Annotated in this window: 17 protein-coding genes; 4 read left to right on the top strand and 13 right to left on the bottom strand. The window is 61.6% G+C overall.

What is annotated here, in order from left to right; all coding sequences use genetic code 11:
- Nucleotides 1–33 precede the first annotated feature (33 nt).
- Both ACMGFL_RS01640 and ACMGFL_RS01635 read right to left on the bottom strand, forming a co-directional pair.
- Nucleotides 34–1386 (bottom strand): UbiD family decarboxylase, encoded by a 1353-nt coding sequence (locus ACMGFL_RS01640; protein WP_436933790.1) that lies wholly within the window; start codon nt 1384–1386, stop codon nt 34–36.
- Between the two features lie 69 nt (nt 1387–1455).
- Nucleotides 1456–2412, bottom strand: a complete 957-nt coding sequence (locus ACMGFL_RS01635; protein WP_436933789.1) for an ornithine cyclodeaminase family protein — start codon at nt 2410–2412, stop codon at nt 1456–1458.
- Between the two features lie 105 nt (nt 2413–2517).
- Between ACMGFL_RS01635 and ACMGFL_RS01630 the strand changes: the two genes are divergently transcribed.
- On the top strand, nt 2518–3192 hold the full coding sequence (locus ACMGFL_RS01630) for an isochorismatase family protein (protein WP_436933788.1): 675 nt from the start codon (nt 2518–2520) through the stop codon (nt 3190–3192).
- A complete protein-coding gene (locus tag ACMGFL_RS01625) occupies nt 3189–4238 on the top strand; it encodes an alpha/beta fold hydrolase (RefSeq protein WP_436933787.1) in 1050 nt (349 codons plus the stop codon). The genes ACMGFL_RS01630 and ACMGFL_RS01625 overlap by 4 nt, the downstream gene beginning before the upstream one ends.
- A 37-nt stretch (nt 4239–4275) precedes the next feature.
- On the opposite strand, the gene ACMGFL_RS01620 is transcribed toward ACMGFL_RS01625, so the two are convergent.
- The 3 genes from ACMGFL_RS01620 to ACMGFL_RS01610 all read right to left on the bottom strand — a co-directional run bounded on the left by ACMGFL_RS01620 (nt 4276) and on the right by ACMGFL_RS01610 (nt 7510).
- A complete protein-coding gene (locus tag ACMGFL_RS01620; RefSeq protein ID WP_436933786.1) occupies nt 4276–4833 on the bottom strand; it encodes a tripartite tricarboxylate transporter TctB family protein in 558 nt (185 codons plus the stop codon).
- Nucleotides 4833–6344 carry a tripartite tricarboxylate transporter permease gene (locus ACMGFL_RS01615; protein ID WP_436933785.1) on the bottom strand — a complete coding sequence of 504 codons (1512 nt, stop codon included), beginning with the start codon at nt 6342–6344 and terminating at the stop codon, nt 4833–4835. The genes ACMGFL_RS01620 and ACMGFL_RS01615 overlap by 1 nt, the downstream gene beginning before the upstream one ends.
- A gap of 104 nt (nt 6345–6448) precedes the next feature.
- Nucleotides 6449–7510 carry a Bug family tripartite tricarboxylate transporter substrate binding protein gene (locus tag ACMGFL_RS01610; protein ID WP_436933784.1) on the bottom strand — a complete coding sequence of 354 codons (1062 nt, stop codon included), beginning with the start codon at nt 7508–7510 and terminating at the stop codon, nt 6449–6451.
- Nucleotides 7511–7897: 387 nt separating this feature from the next.
- Between ACMGFL_RS01610 and lhgO the strand changes: the two genes are divergently transcribed.
- Together lhgO and ACMGFL_RS01600 are read left to right on the top strand one after the other, a co-directional pair.
- Entirely contained in the window at nt 7898–9100 is a 1203-nt protein-coding gene (gene lhgO, locus ACMGFL_RS01605) for an L-2-hydroxyglutarate oxidase (RefSeq protein WP_436933783.1), read from the top strand.
- 58 nt (nt 9101–9158) lie between these two features.
- On the top strand, nt 9159–10085 hold the full coding sequence (locus ACMGFL_RS01600; RefSeq protein ID WP_436933782.1) for a DMT family transporter: 927 nt from the start codon (nt 9159–9161) through the stop codon (nt 10083–10085).
- Between the two features lie 27 nt (nt 10086–10112).
- On the opposite strand, the gene ACMGFL_RS01595 is transcribed toward ACMGFL_RS01600, so the two are convergent.
- The 8 genes from ACMGFL_RS01595 to allB all read right to left on the bottom strand — a co-directional run bounded on the left by ACMGFL_RS01595 (nt 10113) and on the right by allB (nt 19809).
- The gene (locus ACMGFL_RS01595) at nt 10113–10502 is read right to left on the bottom strand and encodes a VOC family protein (RefSeq protein ID WP_436933781.1); all 390 of its coding nucleotides are present in this window, start codon (nt 10500–10502) and stop codon (nt 10113–10115) included.
- Between the two features lie 104 nt (nt 10503–10606).
- Nucleotides 10607–12103 carry a tripartite tricarboxylate transporter permease gene (locus tag ACMGFL_RS01590; protein WP_436933780.1) on the bottom strand — a complete coding sequence of 499 codons (1497 nt, stop codon included), beginning with the start codon at nt 12101–12103 and terminating at the stop codon, nt 10607–10609.
- Nucleotides 12104–12106: 3 nt separating this feature from the next.
- Nucleotides 12107–12634 (bottom strand): tripartite tricarboxylate transporter TctB family protein, encoded by a 528-nt coding sequence (locus ACMGFL_RS01585; protein ID WP_436933779.1) that lies wholly within the window; start codon nt 12632–12634, stop codon nt 12107–12109.
- Nucleotides 12635–12637: 3 nt separating this feature from the next.
- Nucleotides 12638–13801 (bottom strand): Bug family tripartite tricarboxylate transporter substrate binding protein, encoded by a 1164-nt coding sequence (locus ACMGFL_RS01580; protein WP_436933778.1) that lies wholly within the window; start codon nt 13799–13801, stop codon nt 12638–12640.
- A 195-nt stretch (nt 13802–13996) separates the two neighbouring features.
- The gene (locus ACMGFL_RS01575) at nt 13997–15121 is read right to left on the bottom strand and encodes a mandelate racemase/muconate lactonizing enzyme family protein (protein WP_436933777.1); all 1125 of its coding nucleotides are present in this window, start codon (nt 15119–15121) and stop codon (nt 13997–13999) included.
- Between the two features lie 138 nt (nt 15122–15259).
- Nucleotides 15260–16798, bottom strand: a complete 1539-nt coding sequence (locus ACMGFL_RS01570; protein WP_436933776.1) for a class I adenylate-forming enzyme family protein — start codon at nt 16796–16798, stop codon at nt 15260–15262.
- 224 nt (nt 16799–17022) lie between these two features.
- Nucleotides 17023–18249: a C45 family autoproteolytic acyltransferase/hydrolase gene (locus ACMGFL_RS01565; protein ID WP_436933775.1), complete on the bottom strand. Its 1227-nt coding sequence runs from the start codon at nt 18247–18249 to the stop codon at nt 17023–17025.
- Between the two features lie 117 nt (nt 18250–18366).
- Entirely contained in the window at nt 18367–19809 is a 1443-nt protein-coding gene (allB, locus tag ACMGFL_RS01560; protein WP_436933774.1) for an allantoinase AllB, read from the bottom strand.
- Between the last annotated feature and the right edge of the window lie 484 nt (nt 19810–20293).

Below are 20293 nucleotides of genomic sequence, written 5' to 3'. Positions count from 1 at the left end.
GCATTTTTCACTGCCGTCGACTGCGTTCCGAACCTACCACTCCACGTCTTCCTTGCCGGGGACGCGCGTGGGTTCGTACAGTTCGGGATCCTCATCGAGCGGAATCGTCGCGTCGATGCCCATCTTCTGTGACTGTCGCTTCGGCCCGGAGGGGTCGAGCGGCGCGCCGGTCATCGTCGGGAAGGAGTAGACGTCCCGTTGTGGCTGGACGCGAGTCTCCCACGCCCAGTCGACCTGCGCCTCGGTGTCCAGGTCGATGTCCTCGTCGACGACCATGCAGTACTTGGCCTGACTGCGGCCACCGAGGACACTCGCGATCACGTTCCACGGGTCCCCATCGAGGCGCTTGTCGATGGAGACGCGGGCCTGAAAGACGCCGTTGCCGCCTGCCTCACCGATCTTGACGTCAACCTGATTCACGTTCGGGACGGCCTGTGTCGCGGAGGCACGAACCGACGCACAGCGGGGGATCCAGTTCATCATCCCGTCCTCGTTCGGTGGGAGGCCGGTCAGCACGGTGTCGTATATCGCGTCCTCCCGGCGCATGATCCCCGTGACCTCGACACGTGGCGTGTTCTCGTTCGTCTCGGAGTAGATTCCGGGGTACTCACCGAAGGGCGCTTCGGGGTTCTTCTCGTCGCCGTGGATCAGCGTCTCGATGACGATTTCTGCGTTGGCTGGTACGTCAACGTCGATGGTCTCACCGGGGACCAGGTCGACCGGTTCTCCCTGCAGCGCACCCGCAACCTCGTACTTGTCGATTTCGTGGCTGACGTTCGCGATGCTCCCGAAGATCACCGACGGTGACGCGCCGATCACGATGGCCATCTCGGTGGGCTTTCCCTCCTCCGCGTTGACCCGGTAGGCGTAGCCGACGCGGCGCTCCTCGGGCGACCACAGCGAGAGTTCCTTCTCGCCGGTGACGAGCTGTCGGTAGATCCCCTGCCCGCGAACGCCCGTGTGGGGCAGATTCGCGACCTGCACGCCCGACGTGATGTACGGGCCGACGTCTTTCTCGTTGTGTGTGACGATCGGAATCTCGTTCAGGCTCGGGTCGGTGTCGATGACCTCCCGAACCGGGCCATCGTCGACGATATTTGGCTCGATTCGGTTCGACGTCGCGCCGACGAGGGCCTCCTCTGCTTCCTGTTTCGTCTCGCCGCCGATCGCTTCGAGGATGCGGCGCTTCGCCGCGAAAAACCCGGCGTGCACGTCCATGTCGTGCCCCTCGACGTTCGTGAATCGGAACGCAGGGCCGCTTACCTCACAGGACTTTTTCACGTATGCAGCAATCTCGTACTCCGGGGAGACAGGTTCGTCGATGACCTTCAGGTCACCACGGCGTTCGAGATCCTGACCCCATTCGCGTAGGCTCTGCCAAGACATACATCCACATGGTGTCGGGTTACCAAATAACTTGTCCATCGGCCCTCTGCGGGTGATTCTCTCGGACTGTCACTCTCGTGCCATCTCGATTGCCAGATTCGCCACGACGACCTCACTCCCGGGCAGCCCCAGCGGTGAGAACAGCGTGATGTCGTCGGTGCTCTCGCGCCCCACCTGTTCTTCGACGACGATATCTGCGAGTTCGACCATCTGCGATTCGTATTCGGTCCCGGCGAGGAAGTACCGGTCCCCGTACTCCTCGACCTGTTCGAGTGCGTCCGTCGCGATCACGTCGCTTCGCTCGACGACGCCCATCGGCAACTCGTGTGCGTCGTCCCACGGCGGCCCGATCGTGTTGACGTGCGTGCCATCCGACAGCCACTCGGTCTCGAACACCGGCTCTGGACTCGATGTCGCGCACGCGAGCACGTCTGCGGGTTCGACCACCTCCTTCGGGTCGTCGACTGTCTCGACATCGACGCCGAGTCGGTCGTGCATCTCGGCGGCGTACTCGGCTCTGTTCTCCGGCGTTCGGCTGTACACTCTGATGTCGTCGAACTCGCGGACGGCGAGTGCCGCTTCGAGTTGCGTTCGTGCCTGTCGTCCGGTGCCAATAATCCCGAGTGTCGAGACGTCCTCGCGCGCCATGTGGTCGATCGCGACCCCACCGAGCGCGCCGGTGCGCATATCGGGTGTTCGGCTCCCGAACACGACGCCCTTTATCTCTCCCACCGACTCGAAGACGACGACCACGTCGCGCTTGACCGGCGTGGCAACGTCGTGGTCGACTGCGTCAGCGCCGCCTGCGGCGAACTTACCCGAGACGCGCGTCCCGATGACGCCGTCGGCACTCGTCTCGCCGGGGCTGAACACCAGCGACCCGCTGTCGGTGTCGAAACTCATTCTGGGCTGTGAGACGAGCGTTCCCGCATGATACTCCCGGAACGCCTCCTCGATCCGTTCGACTGTCTCGTCCATCCCGAGCACGCGCATGACTTCCTCCTCGGTGAGCACCGTGGCTGACATAGCTGTAGTGGATGCACCCCGAGTATCTACATAAAGCTTCGTGTGGTCGCGGTGCTGCGTGACGACCACCGGAATTCTTTTGCCCGGTTCGTGTGAACAGAAGTCATGGTTTCAGACCGATTCGAAGCGGCGTATATCCCCGATGTTGTCCCGGAAACAGACCTCGACCATCTCGACAGCGGCGGGTACGGTGCCCGGATGGGCTGGGGTGACTCCCCTGCAGTGTTGGTCGTCGATATGCTCAAACTGTTCGCTGACAGCGAGTTTCTCGGCCGGTCGGAAGAATCGACCGGTGCACTTGCGGGCACGAAGCGACTGCTGGCTGCCGCCCGCGAGGCCGACATCCCGATCTACTACACGAAACTCGCTGACGACGAAGCGACGTTCTCGGCTCACAGGGGGATCGTCGACCTGAAAAAGGAAGGCGGAGGCGCGACGGTTGATCTCGATGCCGCGAGCACAATCCATCCCGAGGTTGCTCCCGAACCGGACGACATCGTCGTCGAAAAGGCAAAACTCAGCGCCTTCTTCGACACCCATCTGAGCACGATGCTCCGACACGAGGGGATCGATACGCTCGTCGTCGCCGGACTCAGTACGAGCGGCGGGATTCGCTCGACGGTTGTCGAGGCAAACTCACACAACTTCCGTCCGATCGTGGCACAGGAGTGTGTCTCCGACCGGTCGGTCATCTCTCACGAGATCAGTCTCTTCGACATCGACATGAAGTACGGCGACGTGGAATCACTCGACACAATCGTGGAGCGGTTCGAACAATGACGGAGACCACCTCAGCGGAAGCGAAGTACAGCGATGTCGCCCCTGACGCGGGCATCGACGGGTTCGAACCCTCCTTTATCGACGTCGACGGTATCAGGACGCGCTACTACCACGTTGGCGATGCTGACGACGGGACGATGGTGCCGGACAAGGACGCGATGGTGCTGTTACACGGCGGTAGCTGGGAGGGGTCGATGAGCGCGAACACGTGGACACCCGTGCTCGATGGCCTCGCCACCAACTTCGAGGTGTTCGCGCTCGACCGTCTCGGAAATGGACTCACCGACCACCCCGACTCGACCGAGGAATTCACGCACGACGCCGAGTTCGAGCATCTGCTGGGCTTTCTCGACGAACACGAGATCGAGTCTGCACACGTGGCCGGTCAGTCACGAGGCGGCGGCCTCGGCGGCCGACTCGCCGTCGAACGGCCCGACCGGGTTCGGACGCTCACCGTCGTCAACAGCGGTACGCTCGCCCCGAACTGGGGTGATTACCCGTACCGGCGAAACCGCCTCCACCGAGACGACCCGGACGACCCCTCCTCACCGACGTACTATCAGGACAAGGTCCGACACTTCGAGGAGATGATCGGCTACACCACCGACCATCTCACCGACGAGTACGTTCGCGCTGCGGCGTTCATGCGCGAAAGCGAGAAGGGACTGGAGACGGCCCGGCTGATGCGGGAGGGTGCCCGCGAACGCTGGCACCAGTCCGTCGGGGAGGCGATGAACGAAACCCAACAGCGGATCAAAGCGGGGGATCTCACCGCGCCGACGCTCGTCTACTGGGGGCGCAACGACCCGACCTCCGTGCTGGAACAGGGCCGTGCCCTCTACGAACTCATCAGCCAGACCAACCCCAACGTGCGCCAGTACATCGTCGACAAGGCTGGTCATCACGTCTACCGGGAGTACCCGGCCGAGTTCGTCGCCATGGTGACTGCCTTCGTCGAACAGTTCCGTGACCCTGCTCGCAATCATCCGCCCGGTGCGTTCAGCCCCGATGGCGTCCCCGAGTGGTACGACTCCAAGGACCGATAACTGCGAGAGTGAGGGGTTTCGAAGAAGAGAAGGCCAGTCAGAAGAACACCGGAATCGGAAGGTCCAGCATGCCCCTGTACAGCAACTGCTCGAACAGATAGATGAAGAGGAACCAGACTATCGTGACGAAGATCACCGTCACGAGCAGTGCTTTCTTCACGTCCCGCTTGAGATACCACGTCAGCGCAAATGTGTACGGCGGAAGGGTGTAGTAGAACCCGAACACGCGAATCAGGACGACCGCTGCGACAACCCAGCCGATCAGCGCCAGCGCGACCCGCTGTTCTTCTGCGGGGCTGTTTCCGCTGTCCGACGATATCCGGTCGGACAGTCTGTGCCCCTCATCCGAGTCGGCACTGCTCGGGAGGAGTCGGTCGAGGAACGATGTCCAGTTGACCGGCAGGAGGGTGATGACGATGAGGACGAAGGTCGGGATGCCGATGAGCAACGGCACCAGTCGGCTGTCGGAGTCGAGACTCCGTGTGGCACTCAGCAGAATGCCGATCCACGCAAGCAGCACCAGCAGGAACGCCTGCTCGATTCGCCGCTCAGAGATCGGAAACAGACCGTCCTCGCTGGTGTCCGCTTCGGACATTAGCTCCCACCTCCGAATCTATCCAACGAGGCAAACGAAACGTATCGCTGGATGAAGGGTCCGAGCATCGTCAGGACAACCAGCAAGATCAGGATGATCGAGATTGTGGAACTCCAGAAGATGGATACCTCCCAACTAGATATTTGCATCGACCGGAAGAAGTTACTCTCGATAATCGGGCCGAGGATCATCCCGATAATCAGCGGGATGCGCGGCATGTTCGCCCGGATCATCATGTATCCCATGATGCCGAACAGCAGCGCCGTGTAGACGTCGAAGATGTCGTTGTTGAGCGCGAAGGCCGCGATGAAGGAGATGCCGATAATCCCCGGCGCGAGGAGGTTGATATCGATGCGGGTCACGGCGGTCAGCCTATCAGAGAGTGCGATCGCAAGCGTACTGCTCAGGATGTTCGAGAACAGCGCTGCGACGATGATGATCGTCACGATATCGAGGTTCTGCTGGAGCAGCCGTGGGCCTGGTTGAATACCGTGAAGCAGAAAGGCACCGAACAGCACGGCCATGCTCGCACTTCCGGGAACCCCGAACCCGAGCGTCGGGATGTAGGCGCCGCCCGACTTCGCGTCGTTGCTGGCTTCGCTCGCGATGACGCCGCGAACGTCCCCCTCACCGAACGTCTCGTTGTTTTTCGACGTGAGCACGGCCTGCATGTACGCGATGTAGTTCGCCGTGACGCCGCCGATACCGGGGATCACGCCGACCAGCACGCCGATGATCGCCGACCGCAGGAAGAGCCACTTGTGGACGAAAACGTCCTTGAACCCTTGCAGCCGACCGTGTTTGGCGTCGTACTGGTCTTCTTCAGCGATTGTCTGTCCTTTCGAGACGAGGTTTATCATCTCGGCGATGGCGAACAGACCGATGACCGCCGCGACGACGTTGAACCCGTTCTGTAACTGTGTGAACCCGAACGAAAAGCGGTAGCCCGGGGCGATCGGTGGCTGTCCGTGCAGCGCGAACATGATGCCGAGTCCGCCAGCGATGACGCCTTTCTTGAGGTCGTCACCGATGATAAAGGCGAGTGCGGCGATGCCCCAGATACCGAGCCAGAAGATTTCTGGCGGTCCGAAGGCGAGCACGACCTCGATGAGGATTGGGATGCTGACGACGAGCACTGCAAGCCCGAGTATCGCGCCCGCCGCGCTGGCGACAGCAGCGGCAGAGATGGCCCGTCCGCCTTCGCCCTTGCGAGCCATCGGGAACCCATCGAGGAGCGTCGCTGCGTTCGGGGCACTCCCTGGCGTATTCAGGAGGATCGAACTGATTGCGCCGCCCTGATTGACGCCGCCGTGTGCGGCCGCGAGCAAGATGAACGCCGTCGCCGGTTGCATACCGAACGTGAGCGGGATGAGCAGTGCGAGTGTAATTGTCCCACCCATGCCCGGAATCATACCGATAATGAATCCAAGAACGGTTCCTATCACGAGAATCGGGATGTTTGCCGGGGTGAATATCGTGGCAAGTGCGCCGATCAAAGCGTCTGTGACCATTGTTTAATAGAGTGTGTTGGATATGTTATGGTTACTTCTTGTTTCTTGTGATGGCCCACATTCGAAACGCGTGGGCGATCTTTCAGCCCCGACTGCGGACGACCTCAGTTCACGGCGGCTTCCATGTCGTCGAGGATCGGGAGATATTCCTCCCACAGTTCGACCTGCTCCCCGAGGTACTCGCCCACGGTTTCGCTGTCAGCATACGTAATGGTCCGGCCGTTGCTCCGCGCTTCCTCCTGCAGTTCGTCCATCTGGATCGCTTCGGACATGGCGTCGCGGATGACATCTGCACGCTCTTCCTCGATGCCCGGCGGCCCCATCCAGTTCCAGTAGTGCTGGAAGGATGTGAGGCCCTGGACCTCGTCCTTGTTGTTGAGTTCGATGGATCCGAGCGTGTCGACGTCGCTGAGTTCCTCTTCGTAGAGCGTCGGAATCTCGTCCTGAGAGCCAGCCATCACGAGGACCGGCTTCAGGTCACCCGAGCGGATGAACTCGATAACGGAACTGACAGACGCCGCCATCGTGTTCACTTCACCGCGCTGCATCCCGGTCATCCCCTGTGCCTGCCCGTCGTAGACGACGTGGTTGTCCATCACCTGCGTGAGGTCGTACGCCCCGCCCACTTCTCCAAGGATGACCGGAGCAATAGTCCCGGTCGAGCGGACGCCCGTCGTGTAGAACATCGCGTTCCCGTTGGCGATGTGACTCAGCAGTTCACTCCCGCTGTTGACGTCGACGTCCGGACCGACGCAGATGGCCCGCATGTTGCTGCCCGCACTCGGCATCGGGGTGATATCGGTATAGTCGAACTCGACTCCTTCGACGCCCTGCGCCTGAAACCGGCCAGCGCCCGGCCAGGCGTTGCCGTACGTGTAGCCGTCGTTGTCGGAGTTGTAGACGTTGTTGACTCGCCCGATGAGTGACATCGTGAGGTTCTCGACCCGGATGTCGACGTCGAGCAGGTCCTCCTGCTCGATGTAGCTCGTCACCAGCCGAGTGTAATAGTCCATCCCGCCGCCGGTGTCGGCAATAACCTTGAACGTGATCGGTTCGTTGGGGAAATCACTGCCGCCATCGCTCCCTAAACACCCTGCGAGGAGTGCGACGCTCCCTGCGCCTGTTGCTTTCAAAATGTCTCGCCTGCTTTTGCTACTCCGTGGCATACACCCACTGACTCCCTGCTTGTATTTATAACTACCGGCCATATCACGGGGATCGACTCTCTTCGTGTGGTTTCGGTTGGTCACAGCACGGCCTCTGGTGGTATTTAAGTAAGTGTTATCCATAAATAGTTACTCATTCATCGACACAGTTGATCACGAGTGTAGGATTCTGCCGTTCAACTGGACCCTCGTGCCGGGTCGTCTGCGTGTCCGTCTGTCTGAGCGAGCGGTTCCGAGGAAAGCTATTTGAGGGATACCCACATTTATCTCTCCCATGTGGTTTTCTCCCGGTAGACAGACGACGGGACACACCAATATGCGCCGGAATCGCTGGCGGTATTCGCTCGCACGATTCGACACACGGTCACGCTCCCGGGGTCGATCCAGATGAGATCATCGTACGATGTTGTCGTGATCGGCGCAGGCTGTGCCGGACTCGCTATCGCAAAGCACCTTGCAGAGCAGACAGACCAGTCAGTCTGTCTGCTCGAAAAGGAGTATCAACTCGCCAGCCATCAGAGCGGCCGGAACTCGTGTGTCGTCTTTCCGGGCCATGTCCACCCGCCGGGGTCGGAGCAGGCCCGCTTCGGGCGAGAGGGAGCCGCCCGCATCAAGTCATTCTGTCGGGAATGGGACGTGCCGATCGCAGAGCGGGGGCAGTTGTTCGTCGCATCCGACGCGGACGAGGTAGAGGGGCTTCGCGGGATAGCAGAACGCGCAACGCAGAACAATGTGCCGACGGAGTTTATCGAGGACGCAGACGGTCTCGAATCGCTCCAGCCAGGGGTTTCGGGTCGAGCGGGGCTGTACTGCCCGAGCGTGGCGACACTCGACACGCGGGCGTTCATCAACACGCTCGGGGACCGGGTCCGTGACCTCGGTGTCGACCTCCTGTTTGGTCACGAGGTGACTGCACTCCAGTCGAAGCGCGATTCCATCGCCGTCTCGACCACGAAGGGGAACCTCGATGCCGAGTACGTCGTGAACGCGGCGGGACTGCACGCTGATACGCTCGCCCACGAACTCGACGTCGCCCGGGTGTATCAGATCGTCCCCTTTCGCGGTGAGTACTACGAACTCGTCGCCGACCGACGAAGCTCCGTCGAAACCGTACTCTATCCCACACCGGATCCCGAACAGCCGTATCTCGGTGTTCACTTCATGCCATTACCTGACGGTCGCGTCCTCGTCGGGCCGAACGCGGCGCTCGCGCTCGGCCGGGAGGCGTACTCGAAGTGGTCAGTCGACCCGACCGACCTCGGTCAGACGCTCGGCTACGCCGGGTTCTGGCGGTCGATACTCTCGCCGACGATGCTGCGCGCTGCGTGGGGGGAACTGATGAAAACGTACTCGAAGGACCGATTCGTCACCGAGGCACAGGCGCTTCTCCCGGGACTGGATGCGTCGGATTTCGCCAGAAGCTACACCGGCATCCGCGCCGAGCCGGTCCGACGGGACGGCGAAATCGTCGACGGTTCGCTCGTCGAGTGGGGCGACCGGTCGATGCACGTCCTGAACCCGATTTCACTCACCGCATCGCTCGCTTACGGCGACCACCTCACGGAGCAACTGGTCGAACGACAGTTATGAGCGAGGCGAGACGCGCCGTAACAGTAAGAGAGGAAGCGAGACGCGCCGTCGTAATCGGGTGGATCGCTCGGCGCACCCGTGGGGTGTGCTGTTCGTGAGTATCCTCCTTCCGATTGCCATCGCAATCGTCGCCTCGGTGTTTTACGCGACCTCGAACACGCTCATCCGAGCGGGCATTCGGGACTCCTCTTCGACGATCGCCCTGTTCATCAGCCTGACCGTCAACGTCGTCGTCCTCTGGACTGTCGCCATTACCCTCTACGATATCCAGTTCGATCTCTACGCCTGGCGGTTCTTCGTGATCGCCGGGGTGTTCGCACCCGTCCTCGGTCGCTTCTTCAACTACCAGGGGATCGACAAGATCGGGATCAACATCTCGATTCCCCTGGTGTACATGAACCCCGTCGTCGCGGGTGTGCTGTCCGTGCTGTTCCTGTCCGAGCGACTCACCGCGCCCGAGGCGGTCGGCGCGCTCGTCATCGTCGCTGGCGGAACCATGGTCGCAACCGTGCGGGGCGACGAGGACGCAGAGAGTCCCGCCCAGTTCCCGAAGCGGTATCTCCTGTTGCCGCTGCTCGGAGCCGTCTTCTACGGGACCTCTCACGTGTTTCGAGACGTCGGCGTCGACCTCGTCACGAACCCGATTCTGGCCGCGGCCGTCACCACGACAACGTCGTGGACGCTGGTCGCAGCCTACGTCGCCGTGTCGAGTCAGACAAACGTCGGGTCGATCAATCGGGACGAACTCTACTACTTCGGTGCGGCGGGGCTGGCGACCAGCACCGCGATACCGCTTATCTATCTCGCCTACAGCGTCGGCCGAGTCGTCATCGTCACACCGGTCACGAACACCTCGCCGCTGTTTGTCCTGCTGTTCTCGTTCGTGCTGTTCCGGGAGGAGGAGGTGTTCTCGAAGCGGGTGATCGGCGGCACCGGCTTGATCGTCACTGGCGTCATCGTGATGGCGCTGTTTGGGGGCGCGTGACTCGCGTCGGTCAGGTCGCTCCCGAAGCTACGCCTCGGTCGGCTGTGACACCTCGATCACGTACCCATCGGGGTCGGAGACGAGCAGCAACTCCCGGCCCCAGTCGACGGTTCGTGGCCCGGTCAGTAGCTCCGCCCCGAACGACTCAAGCTGTGCTGCGGCGTCGTCGATGTCCGACACCTCGACGACGGTGATCACTCCGGATCCCCGGTCGTCGCCGGGCGGTTCGAGGCCGAACTGGTCGAGCACAGCGTCGTCGAAGTCCTCTTCGAGAACGAGTGTACACGCGCCTGTGTCGAATTTCACCCGACCGGCGGTCTCGTCGGTCGGTTCCAGTCCGAGCCCATCCCGATAGAACTCGACGGACCGATCGATGTCGGTGACCATCAGATAGACCTGGTGGAGTGTCCGTGACATGCTGTACTGATCGGTGAGTGGTTCTAAAGTAGTTTCGGCTGGGACACTCTCGCCGTTGCGTGAAGCGAAGAAAAACGCTGCCCGGTCTCATACAGCCAGCAGTATCAGCCAGCCGAACCCCGGATCCGGCTCAGCTGTTTTTTGAACAGTGGGCCGAACAGCACAATCGCGATGAGGAAGATGAGCAACAGCGACAGCGGGCGACCTCGGATGTAGGAGAGCCCGCCGAGTTCCATCGTCCGGAACAGGTTCTCCTCTGCGATGGGGCCGAGCACGACACCGAGGACGAAGGCGATAATCGAGTAGTTGTGTCGCACCATGTAGTAGCCGAGAATGCCGAAGGCGACCACGAAGGCAAGATCGAGCCAGCTGTCACGGATGACGTAGGACCCGGTCACGGCAAACACCAGCACGAGCGGGACGATGTAGTCCGTGTTGACTCGCGTGAACCAGTGACCGACCCGGGTGACGAGCGTCATACCGAGTGCGAAGATGACGACGTTCCCGACGAGCAGGGCCAAAAACACAGCGTAGGTGATGTGCAGTTGGCTCTCGAACAGTTGCGGGCTGGGTCGGATCCCGTGCATGATGAGACCACCGAGCAGGATTGCGGTCGAACCGCTGCCGGGGATCCCGAAGGAAAGCGTCGGGATGAGCGAGCCAGCGACGGTGCCGTTGTTGGCCGCCTCCGAGGCGATGACACCTTTCGGATTTCCTGACCCGTAGGAGTCGTCGTCACTGTCGCTCCGAACCGCTTCTCCGTAGGAGATGAAGTTCGACACCGACGCGCCGGATCCGGGGATCGCGCCGATCCCGAAGCCGATGAATGCGGACCGCACGGTGGTCACGGGATGTCTGAATATCTGCCGGAAGCCCTGACCGATGCTTCCCGTGAGTTCGACGTCGTCCTCGGCGATGCTTCCCGGTTCCGCGGCCAGGCGCATCATCTCACCGACAGCGAAGACGCCGATGAGTCCCACGACGAAGGAGACGCCGTCCTGGAGTTGGAGGACGCCGAACGTGTACCGTTGCTCGTAAGTGAAGATGGGGATGCCAATCGTCGTAAGCAGGAGACCGAAGGCCCCTGCCGTGATCCCCTTCACCATCGACCCGCGGGTTACGACCGTGATCAACACGAGGCCGAACACCGCGATGAGGAAATACTCGGGCGACCCGAACAGCAAGATGAGTTCGATCAGCACCGGCGAGAGGAGGATGACAGTGAGGATCGTCAGCGCACCGCCGAGCGCCGACGCGGTTGCGGAGACGGCGAGCGCCTCCCGTGCCTTCCCCTGTTTCGTCATCGGATAGCCGTCGAACGTCGTCGCGGCGGCGGCGGCGTTCCCGGGCGTGTTGATGAGAATCGCTGCGATACTGCCGCCGTACATCGCACCACTGTAGATGCTGATCAGAAAGATGATCGCAGTCGGTCCCTCGAAGGAGATAGTGAAGGGAAGCACGACCGCCATCCCGAGGTTGGGGCCGACACCGGGCAGCGCGCCGACGACGATGCCATAGAGGAGGCCGACGAGCATCCACGAGAGTACCGACACCGTCAGAACCATCCCTGCCGCTTCGGTGAGAGAGCTAATCATCGCCATAGGTTAGACGAGAAATCCCTGCTTGAAGTTGACATTCATCACGACCATGAAGGCATATATGATACCCAGTCCGGCGGCCGAGAGTGCGATGCGACTGATCCAGCCGAGCCGAAACCACGACGTGAAGACGAAGACGAACACCGGGGTGACCCAGAACAGCCCGACGTAGTACGCACCCAGCACGTAGGCGACGAGTGCGAAGACCGTAAAGGCTGAGGCCGGGATCGGCCGCCCGCGAGCGGGATCGAAGTCCGAATCCCCCTCGCCTTCCTCTTCGCCGGGACTGTAGCTGCTCATCATGTCCGACGATTCGGCGACGTATTCGTACAACGGACTCGGCAGATAGTTACGGACCAGCAACAGCGACGTTCCCACGATAGTGACCGCGCTCATCAGTCGGGGGAAATACGCCGCACTCCGGCCGAACGAGAACGACTCCACGAACATGTACGAGGCAATCACGAGCATGGCCACTAACAGGACGTGCTCGGAGGTCAACCCCGTGTCGGCGTCGGCTGTCTCAGAGCTCATCAGTTATCTGAAACTTTCCAGATCGACGTTTTCCTCTATCCTGCTAATTGAGTTCTCGGTGAGCTGTTCCACGTAGTCGGATCCACCCTTGTAGTTGAGCGGAATACCGCCCTTGTCGGCCCAGCTCTGGAGCTCGTCACTTGTAATCGCCTCTTCGGAGGCAGATTCGAGCCACTCGATCCGGTCGTCAGGCGTGTCCGGCGGCGCGTAGGTCACGCGGGTGATCTTCCCGAGCCAATCGAGGCTCGGATAGCCCAGTTCGGGAATGATGTCCGCCTCTGGGAACGGTTCCAGTTGCTCGTCGACGAGACCGGCGAAGACGTCGACATTCTCGGCCTGGTCGCTGGCTGTCGAGAGCGTCAAGATACCGACTGGCACTTCGCCGCTCGCGAGGGCCTGTGAAATTGCACCGGTTCCGTCGTACGGGATGTAGTTCTCCCACTGGACGTTGAAATCCTCGTCGTCGAGGACCGACGCGACAACGTTGAACTGCGAACCCGGCGGCATCCCTCCGAACGAGGAGATATCTCCGTTGTTGTATCGGGATTTCATGTCCTCGAAGCCTTCGATGTTCAGCTCGGGATCTGCGGCGAGCACGAACGGTGAGGTCGCATGACCCGCGATCCCGGTGAAGTTGTCGAAGTTGTGGGGTGCCTCCTGAATCATCGCGGGGATGATGTCGCCCGGCACGTTGTACGGGACGATCGTGTGTCCGTCCGGGTCCGAGTTCACGAACTCCTGTCCGCCCCGGATGCCAGAGGCGCCCGAAATGTTGTCGAACTGTACGGAGACATCCTGCATCGTTGCGACCTTGTTCCAGATCTTTCGGACGTAGATGTCAGTACCGCCACCTTCGCCGAACGGGATGATGACGCGAATCGTCTCGCTCGGGAAGTCGCTCCCGCTGCCGTCGCCGGATCCGTCGCCGCTACCGTCACCAGACCCGTCACCACTACCGTCGCCGCTGCCGTCGCCAGATCCGTCACCGCTGCCGTCACCAGACCCGTCACCGCTGCCGTCGCCGGATCCGTCGCCGCTTCCGTCACCACTGCCGTCGCCGGACCCGTCGCCGTCGTCATCGTCGCCGCCCAGTCCGAGACAGCCAGCCAGTCCAGCGACCAGGCTACTGCCACCGAGCGCGAGCGCTCGTCGTCGGTTTGTCTTCATCTTGCCAGTACGTCGACTGTTCTCTCTGTTGCTACCGTCTCGCATGAGTCGTTTCCCTCGTTTACGGGGGTTGTATTTATACCTTCCCCATTATTTAGCGGGCTTCCGTCTGTGGAATCTGCACTACTGAATGGGAATGTTCACTGGTGCGCAGATGTGTCGGAAAATGTCTCTGATTGAACCAGTCTCAGCGTGTCAGTAATCGACACGATGCGCTTCGAGCGCGTCTCTATCTAGCTCGATACCGATTCCGGGTCGGTCCGGTGGCGAGATGCGACCGCCGTCTTCGACGGAGAGTTCGTCCTGATTTGCCGCGTACGGGCTCGCGATGAACTCGCCCGGGTCGTCGATGTCGTCGCTGAGCACGCAGAACTCGATGAGCGAACAGGCGGGACTCGCCGCAGCGACGTGCAGACTCGCCGCGTAGTTGGTCGCCGGGCCAAACGCGTGAGGGATGATCTGCTTGTTGAACGCCTCGGCGAGCGTTGCCACGCGGCGGGCGCTCGTGACGCCACCAGCGTGGTCGAGCGACGGCTGATAGATGTCGAGTGCTCCGGCCCGGAGCATGTCGACGGCCGGGTAGTGGGGAGTGTGTGTCTGGTAGCCCGCGAGGGGGACGGTGGTCTGTCGCCGGAACTCGGCGTACCCCTCGATATCGGTGTGTGCGATTGGCTCCTCGAACCAGACGAGTTCGTGCTCCTCGGTCGAGTTCGCCAGCCGAATCGCGTCAGTGAAGTCGTAGGACGTGTTCGCGTCGATAGCCAGCCCGAACCCGTCGGGCAGCCCGGAGGCGACCGTCTCGATACGCTGACGGTCCGTCTCGACGCCCAGCCCTGCGGTGATCTTGAGACAGTCAAAGCCCTTCTCGGCGAGCCAGCGGCCGTCTTCGAGCAGCGCCTCCGCGTCCTTCTGAATCGGGAACGTGGCGTAGGCACCCAACTCGCCATGCTTGCCGCCGAGCAACTGATAGAGCGGGACGCCCGCGCGCTTGCCCGCGATGTCCCACAGCGCCTCGTCGATGGCCGACAGCGCCTTGTACGCGCCCGACCGCTTCGCGTGTACGTACAGATCCGACCAGTGTTCGGTGATCCGTCGCGGGTCCTCGCCGATCAGGTACTGTTCGAGCGACTCGACAGCCGTGGCGAGCATGATGTTGTCCTCGACGCGCTGTCTGTGGAAGGACTCGCCGAGTCCGGTGATGTCCTCGTCGGTGTGCACCTCCACGAGCACCGATCCGACTTCGACCGATCCGACAGAGGGAATCGTGGCCGCATCGACGCCGCCGCTGAGTACGTGGGTCTCTATCTCGGTGATTTCCATTATCATTTTCCGTTCGTGAGGGGGGCACTTCACGATTGTGGATACCAGGAAATCGGGGGGTAATTCGATGCGTCGCTGACCGCCGTCGGGTCGGGCGCTATCCGCGACGTGCCGTCCCTCGAAATCGGCTGGCGGATTCTACGCCATCGACTTGAGTTCGTCCTTCAGGACGCTCCCGCCGCTCGGGTTGCGGGGGATTTCTGCGACGAAAGCGATCTCACGCGGGCGCTTGTAGTCAGCGAGTGGGCTTTCCTGGCAGAACGCGTCGACGTCAGCGGCGGTGAGCGCCCTCTGCTCGGACTGAACGATGAAGGCTTTCGGCGTCTGCCCCCACTCGTCGTGGGGAACGCCCAGCACGGCGACGTCCTCGATATCTGTGTGTTCGAGGAGGGCGTTCTCGACCTCGCTGGGGTAGATGTTCTCGCCGCCGCTGATGATCATGTTGTCCTTGCGACCCTCGACGTAGATGTACCCGTCCTCGTCGCGGTGGGCCAGATCCTCCGTGAAATACCAGTCGTCGACGAACACCTCGGCCGTTCGCTCGGGCCGATTCAGATACCGGTCCATCACGGACTCGCCGCGGACGATGAGTTCGCCGGTCTCACCGGGTTCGACCGTGTCGTCCGGGTCGGGGTCGCCGGTCGGCGAGACGAGCCGAACTTCCTGTCCCATGTGACCGGTACCACACGACGCGGGTCGTTTGTTGCTCTCCTCGGGCGGGAGCGTCGTGACCGGTGGGCCGATTTCGGTCGCGCCGTAGACGATCGAATGGGTGTCACAGATGGACTCGTAACATCGCGTTCGCAACTCCTCGGTGAGCGGCGCGCCCGAAACCCACCAGAAGCGCAGCGAGGACAGATCGTACTCCCCCTCCTCGGCGGCAGCAGCGATCCGGTTGTACTGAGCGGGGACCCCGCCGAGAACGGTCGCGTCCCACTCCTCGATGGCTTCGAGGGTGCGCTCCGGGTCGAACTCCCGCAGGGTAATCGTGGGAACGCCGAACTGGAAGAAGGGGACAAAGCCCGTATAGAGCGGGCCGCTGTGAAACATCGGGAGCGGATTCACAGTCACGTCGCTGTGGCGGAGACCGAACTCTGCGATGAGGTTCATATTCGAGAAGACCCGGTCGGAGTGGCGGTGGACGACCCCCTTCGGTTGCCCCGTGCTTCCCGAGGTGTAGAAGTAGCTATCGACCGCCTCGTCCCCGACGGTGATGCCCGGGGGGTCGGCCGAGGCGTCGTTGAGTTCGTCGTAGGCCCGATGCGCTCGCTCCCCATCCCCGTCGACGACGTAGATCGGGACAGACCCCGATTCGAGAACGTCGAAGGTGTCCTCCGGGAGCAGTTCCGACTCGGCGACGAGACATCGTGGTTGTGCGTCCTCGAAGATGTACTCCATGTCGGCCGGGTCGAGACGGACGTTGATAGGAACGATCGGCGCACCGATCTTCTGTGAGGCGAAAAACACCTCGAAGAACTCCACGGAGTTGTGCGCGAGCAAGGCGATCGGATCCCCCGACCCGATTCCCGCATCCAGAAAGCCGTTCGCGATCCGATTGGCCCGCACGTCCAGTTCCCGGTAGCTCAGCGTCTCGGTTCCAGCCTCCGAAACGATCGCAACCGCAGTGTCGTCTCCATAGCGGTCAGCAGACTGGGCAAGCATCTCACCGATATCCATGCTATCACATTCTCAGGGACGACCGAAATAAACGTAACGGTCAGATCGAGGTGTTATCTATCAGAAAATTTTCGTCATCTGTGAAAGCGCATACGGGGTTTGGGACAGACAAAGTCGATCGCCCGATAAGACGGGGACAAATGCTCGCAGAGGCGGTCTGAGCGGTCAAACAGGGTACGTTATCCGCGCCCGCGAGACGCTCGCGGTCGGAATCTGTCCGCGTCTCAGTCGTCCAGCGGCGTCACTTCGGCGGTGCCCGCGTACGGCTCCTCGGTGTAGTACTCAAGCCAGGCGTCGCCCGAAAGGAACGCGTCGGGCACGTCGGCTTCGGTTGCGTCCGCGGTGATGTGAATCCAGCCCTCGCCCTCGTCGCTCCGCCAGGCGTGGCAGGGCTTGCCGAGCGCGATGTAGACGTCGGAGTCGCCCGGGTTCTCGCCGTCGATGTCGAAGACAGCGCCCGACAGCGACGTCTCGTCGGTGTAGTCGTGTTCCTGGTGGCGACAGACCGATTCGAGGCCGGGGCCGTTCTCGTGGTCAACCGACAGGTCACGCATCGTGTCGACGGTGACGTCGCCCTCGTTGGCTTCGAGCACCTCCATAACGCGCTCGTAGCGGGCGTAACTGGACGGGATCTCCTCGCGCGACCGGGCCAGGTCGTCGAGCACTTGGAACTTGTTGGCGCGGCCGACGACGCCGTCCTCGACCCACTCGCTCGCCAGGTGGGTGAACTCGCCTTCGAGGATGATCGCTCGCTCGTGGTCGGCGATGTCGATGTTGCCCGGCGAGGACATCGGGTCGGCAAACAGCATCGGCGTGATGCGTTCGGCCACCTCGTTTGCGGTGTCACCGTGGAGCAGGCCCTGACGCATGTACTCACCGCGGGATGCGGCGGCCCAGTCCTTCGAGTCTTTCCCTTCTTCGTCGAAGGTCACGGTCCGGGAGATGTTCGACCCGATGGCGACACCCTTCTCGTTGATCCCCATCTTGACGGCCTGCGAACCTGCAGCGGTAACGCCGATGACCTTGTTCTTGTCGTCGGGGTCTTCGATCCGGACGACGTTGATCTGCTGGTGCTGGTGGTAGTCCTCGCCCTCGAACTCGTCTGCGCCCTTCTTGTCGCTCTGCTTGAAGAAGACGGTGTCGCCGGACGCGGCCGCATCGCCAGCCGCGATGGCCGTCGTACAGCCGTCCGGAACAAGCGTCTCCTCGAACAGGGAAAAGGCGAGCAGATCCCGCTCGGAGACGCCACTGGTCTCGGCTTTGCCCTCGATTTCCGCGCGCGTCTCCGGCGCGAGTCGCTCGGCCTGTGTCTCGGCTTCTGCGTGGACTGTCTCCCGGTCGATGCCCCTGTCTTCGACGGCCGTCCAGAAGCCTGCGACGTTCTGCACAATCGCATCCTGCAGTCGCTTCCCTCTGGATCGGCCGAGTTCGTAGTAGTACGTGGCTGTCATCGATTCGTCTAGACGTGAAACGGCCGTGGGTGATAATTGCGTCGGTAGCCCGTGCACTGCTGGAAACGAGAGAGCGATACAAAGGAAAACGAAGTCGTCAGCGTCAGACTGCGGGGCTTATCGGCCCTTGTGGAGTTCGTTCGGTTCGCGGTTCTCCGGCGGGACGCCGTAGTCGTTGTCGATGCTGTCGACATCGATGCGGGAGCCAAAGCCGGGTTCGCCGAGAACACCCTCGTCCTCGTCGTAGACGAGTTCGCCACGGACGATGGTCTTGGTCGCCTTGCCGGTGAAGGACTCGCCCTCGAACGGCGTGACCGTGTTCTTCGAGTGCAGCGTGTGGCGGTCTTCGAGCGTCCACTCGCGGTCGGGGTCGAAGATGGTGAAGTCTGCGTCGGTGCCGGTCTGCATCGACCCCTTCTCGGGGTACATACCCCAGATCTGGGCGGGCCGGGTCGAGTGCATCTGGACCCACTGCTCCATCGACATCTTCCCTTCGTTGACGAAGGTGAGCATCGCTGGAATCTCGGTCTCGAGGCCGACGAAGCCGGAGATGGCCTCCCACGTGTTGCCGAATGGGTCGTCCATGCCCTTCTCCTCGTCGGTGTGCGGGGAGTGGTCGGTCGCGATGCAGTCGATACCACCGTCGTCGTCGAGGACTTCCGTCCAGAGCAGGTCTCGCTCCTCCTCGTCGCGGATCGGCGGCTGAATGCGGGCGACGTTACCCTTCTCGTTCATGATGTCCTCGGTGAACCAGAGGTAGTGGGGCATCGTCTCCGCAGTCACGTCGATATCTCGGTCCTTGGCCTCGTTGACGATCTGTGCGCCCGAGCCACACGAGAGGTGGAACATGTGGATCTTCGCGTCCACTTCGTCTGCAAAGAGGATCGTCCGGCTGATGGACTCACGTTCCGTGATCGGCGGGCGCGACCACGAGTGGTAGATCGGGTCGTTCTTGCCTTCCTTCTGGAACTTATCGGCCAGGTGTGAGAGGATCTGGTCGTTCTCCTCGTGGAAGCCGAGTCGCTTGCCGGTCTCTGCGACCTGGTCCATCGCTTCGAGCAGTTCGCCGTCGTTCGGCGGCGGGATTGCGCCGATGGTGGTTCCGAGGAACACCTTGTAGCCGACGACGCCAGCCTCGTCGAGCGCGTGCACCTGGTCGTAGTTGTCGGAGGTGATGACTGCGTAGAACTGGAAGTCGACGAGCGCGTTTTTCTCGCCGAGTTCGGCCTTCGTGTTGATGTGTTCCGGCGCGTCGATCACGGGGTCGGTGTTCGGCATCCCGTTGACCGTCGTGACGCCACCTGCGGCCGCGGCTCTGGTCGCAGTCTCCCAGTCTTCCTTGTATTCGAGACCGGGCGTTCGGTTGTGGATGTGACAATCGATGATACCCGGTGCGAGGTAGTCCCCCTCGGCGTCGATCACGCGGTCTGCCTCGGGCAACTGCGTGTCCTCGCCGACGGAAACGATCTTTCCGTTGTCCACCGCCACACCGGCGTTGGGACCGACTTTCCCCTCCGGTGTAACGATAGTTGTGTTTTTGACTACTAGGTCTACTGCCATACACACTGAGAATCGATTCCCGGCGTAATAAAACGTTTGTTTCCGAAAGCACGACCCTGGACGACCCCATTCCGTCCGGCGATTGGCCGCCGCCACGGCCGTGGTAGTCACCCCGTCGAGACAACGCGGTACCGGAGCGATTCGGTTGCCCCGGCAGCAGTCGCCCCGGTCTGAGACGGATCAGACAGGGACGAACTGCCCCATCGGGTCGCCGCTGTCGCGACTGCCAGACGGTCGATTCTGTCCCGGCAAATATATCATCTTTTTTAATGAGGGATAAATAACACCCTTAGGGCATTATTCCAGCCAGTGGTGAGAGAAAAACAAAAACTCATTTTTGCGTTACACATTAGCACGGTACGGTTCCACGTATCCGTCACCAACTGAGTTTTGCGTGGCTCGAATCAACGAACGGCATCGTCCAATACGCGTCGCTAGCTCCTGGAGTGTGACGGTAGTTGGGAGAGTAAAATTCGGAGCAACA

It is taken from the genome of Halovenus marina, assembly GCF_051414115.1.
GTDB lineage: Archaea > Halobacteriota > Halobacteria > Halobacteriales > Haloarculaceae > Halovenus > Halovenus marina.
The sequence above is the reverse complement of the archived record's forward strand: the minus strand, read 5'-3'. Positions and strand labels throughout refer to the sequence as shown.

Bases quoted from the DNA above. Each gene is read 5' to 3' on its own strand.
- ACMGFL_RS01640 (WP_436933790.1), bottom strand. From the start codon at position 1,386: ATGTCTTGGCAGAGCCTACGCGAATGGGGTCAGGATCTCGAACGCCGT.
- ACMGFL_RS01635 (WP_436933789.1), bottom strand. From the start codon at position 2,412: ATGTCAGCCACGGTGCTCACCGAGGAGGAAGTCATGCGCGTGCTCGGG.
- ACMGFL_RS01630 (WP_436933788.1), top strand. From the start codon at position 2,518: ATGGTTTCAGACCGATTCGAAGCGGCGTATATCCCCGATGTTGTCCCG.
- ACMGFL_RS01625 (WP_436933787.1), top strand. From the start codon at position 3,189: ATGACGGAGACCACCTCAGCGGAAGCGAAGTACAGCGATGTCGCCCCT.
- ACMGFL_RS01620 (WP_436933786.1), bottom strand. From the start codon at position 4,833: ATGTCCGAAGCGGACACCAGCGAGGACGGTCTGTTTCCGATCTCTGAG.
- ACMGFL_RS01615 (WP_436933785.1), bottom strand. From the start codon at position 6,344: ATGGTCACAGACGCTTTGATCGGCGCACTTGCCACGATATTCACCCCG.
- ACMGFL_RS01610 (WP_436933784.1), bottom strand. From the start codon at position 7,510: ATGCCACGGAGTAGCAAAAGCAGGCGAGACATTTTGAAAGCAACAGGC.
- lhgO (WP_436933783.1), top strand. From the start codon at position 7,898: ATGAGATCATCGTACGATGTTGTCGTGATCGGCGCAGGCTGTGCCGGA.
- ACMGFL_RS01595 (WP_436933781.1), bottom strand. From the start codon at position 10,502: ATGTCACGGACACTCCACCAGGTCTATCTGATGGTCACCGACATCGAT.
- ACMGFL_RS01590 (WP_436933780.1), bottom strand. From the start codon at position 12,103: ATGGCGATGATTAGCTCTCTCACCGAAGCGGCAGGGATGGTTCTGACG.
- ACMGFL_RS01585 (WP_436933779.1), bottom strand. From the start codon at position 12,634: ATGAGCTCTGAGACAGCCGACGCCGACACGGGGTTGACCTCCGAGCAC.
- ACMGFL_RS01580 (WP_436933778.1), bottom strand. From the start codon at position 13,801: ATGAAGACAAACCGACGACGAGCGCTCGCGCTCGGTGGCAGTAGCCTG.
- ACMGFL_RS01575 (WP_436933777.1), bottom strand. From the start codon at position 15,121: ATGGAAATCACCGAGATAGAGACCCACGTACTCAGCGGCGGCGTCGAT.
- ACMGFL_RS01570 (WP_436933776.1), bottom strand. From the start codon at position 16,798: ATGGATATCGGTGAGATGCTTGCCCAGTCTGCTGACCGCTATGGAGAC.
- ACMGFL_RS01565 (WP_436933775.1), bottom strand. From the start codon at position 18,249: ATGACAGCCACGTACTACTACGAACTCGGCCGATCCAGAGGGAAGCGA.
- allB (WP_436933774.1), bottom strand. From the start codon at position 19,809: ATGGCAGTAGACCTAGTAGTCAAAAACACAACTATCGTTACACCGGAG.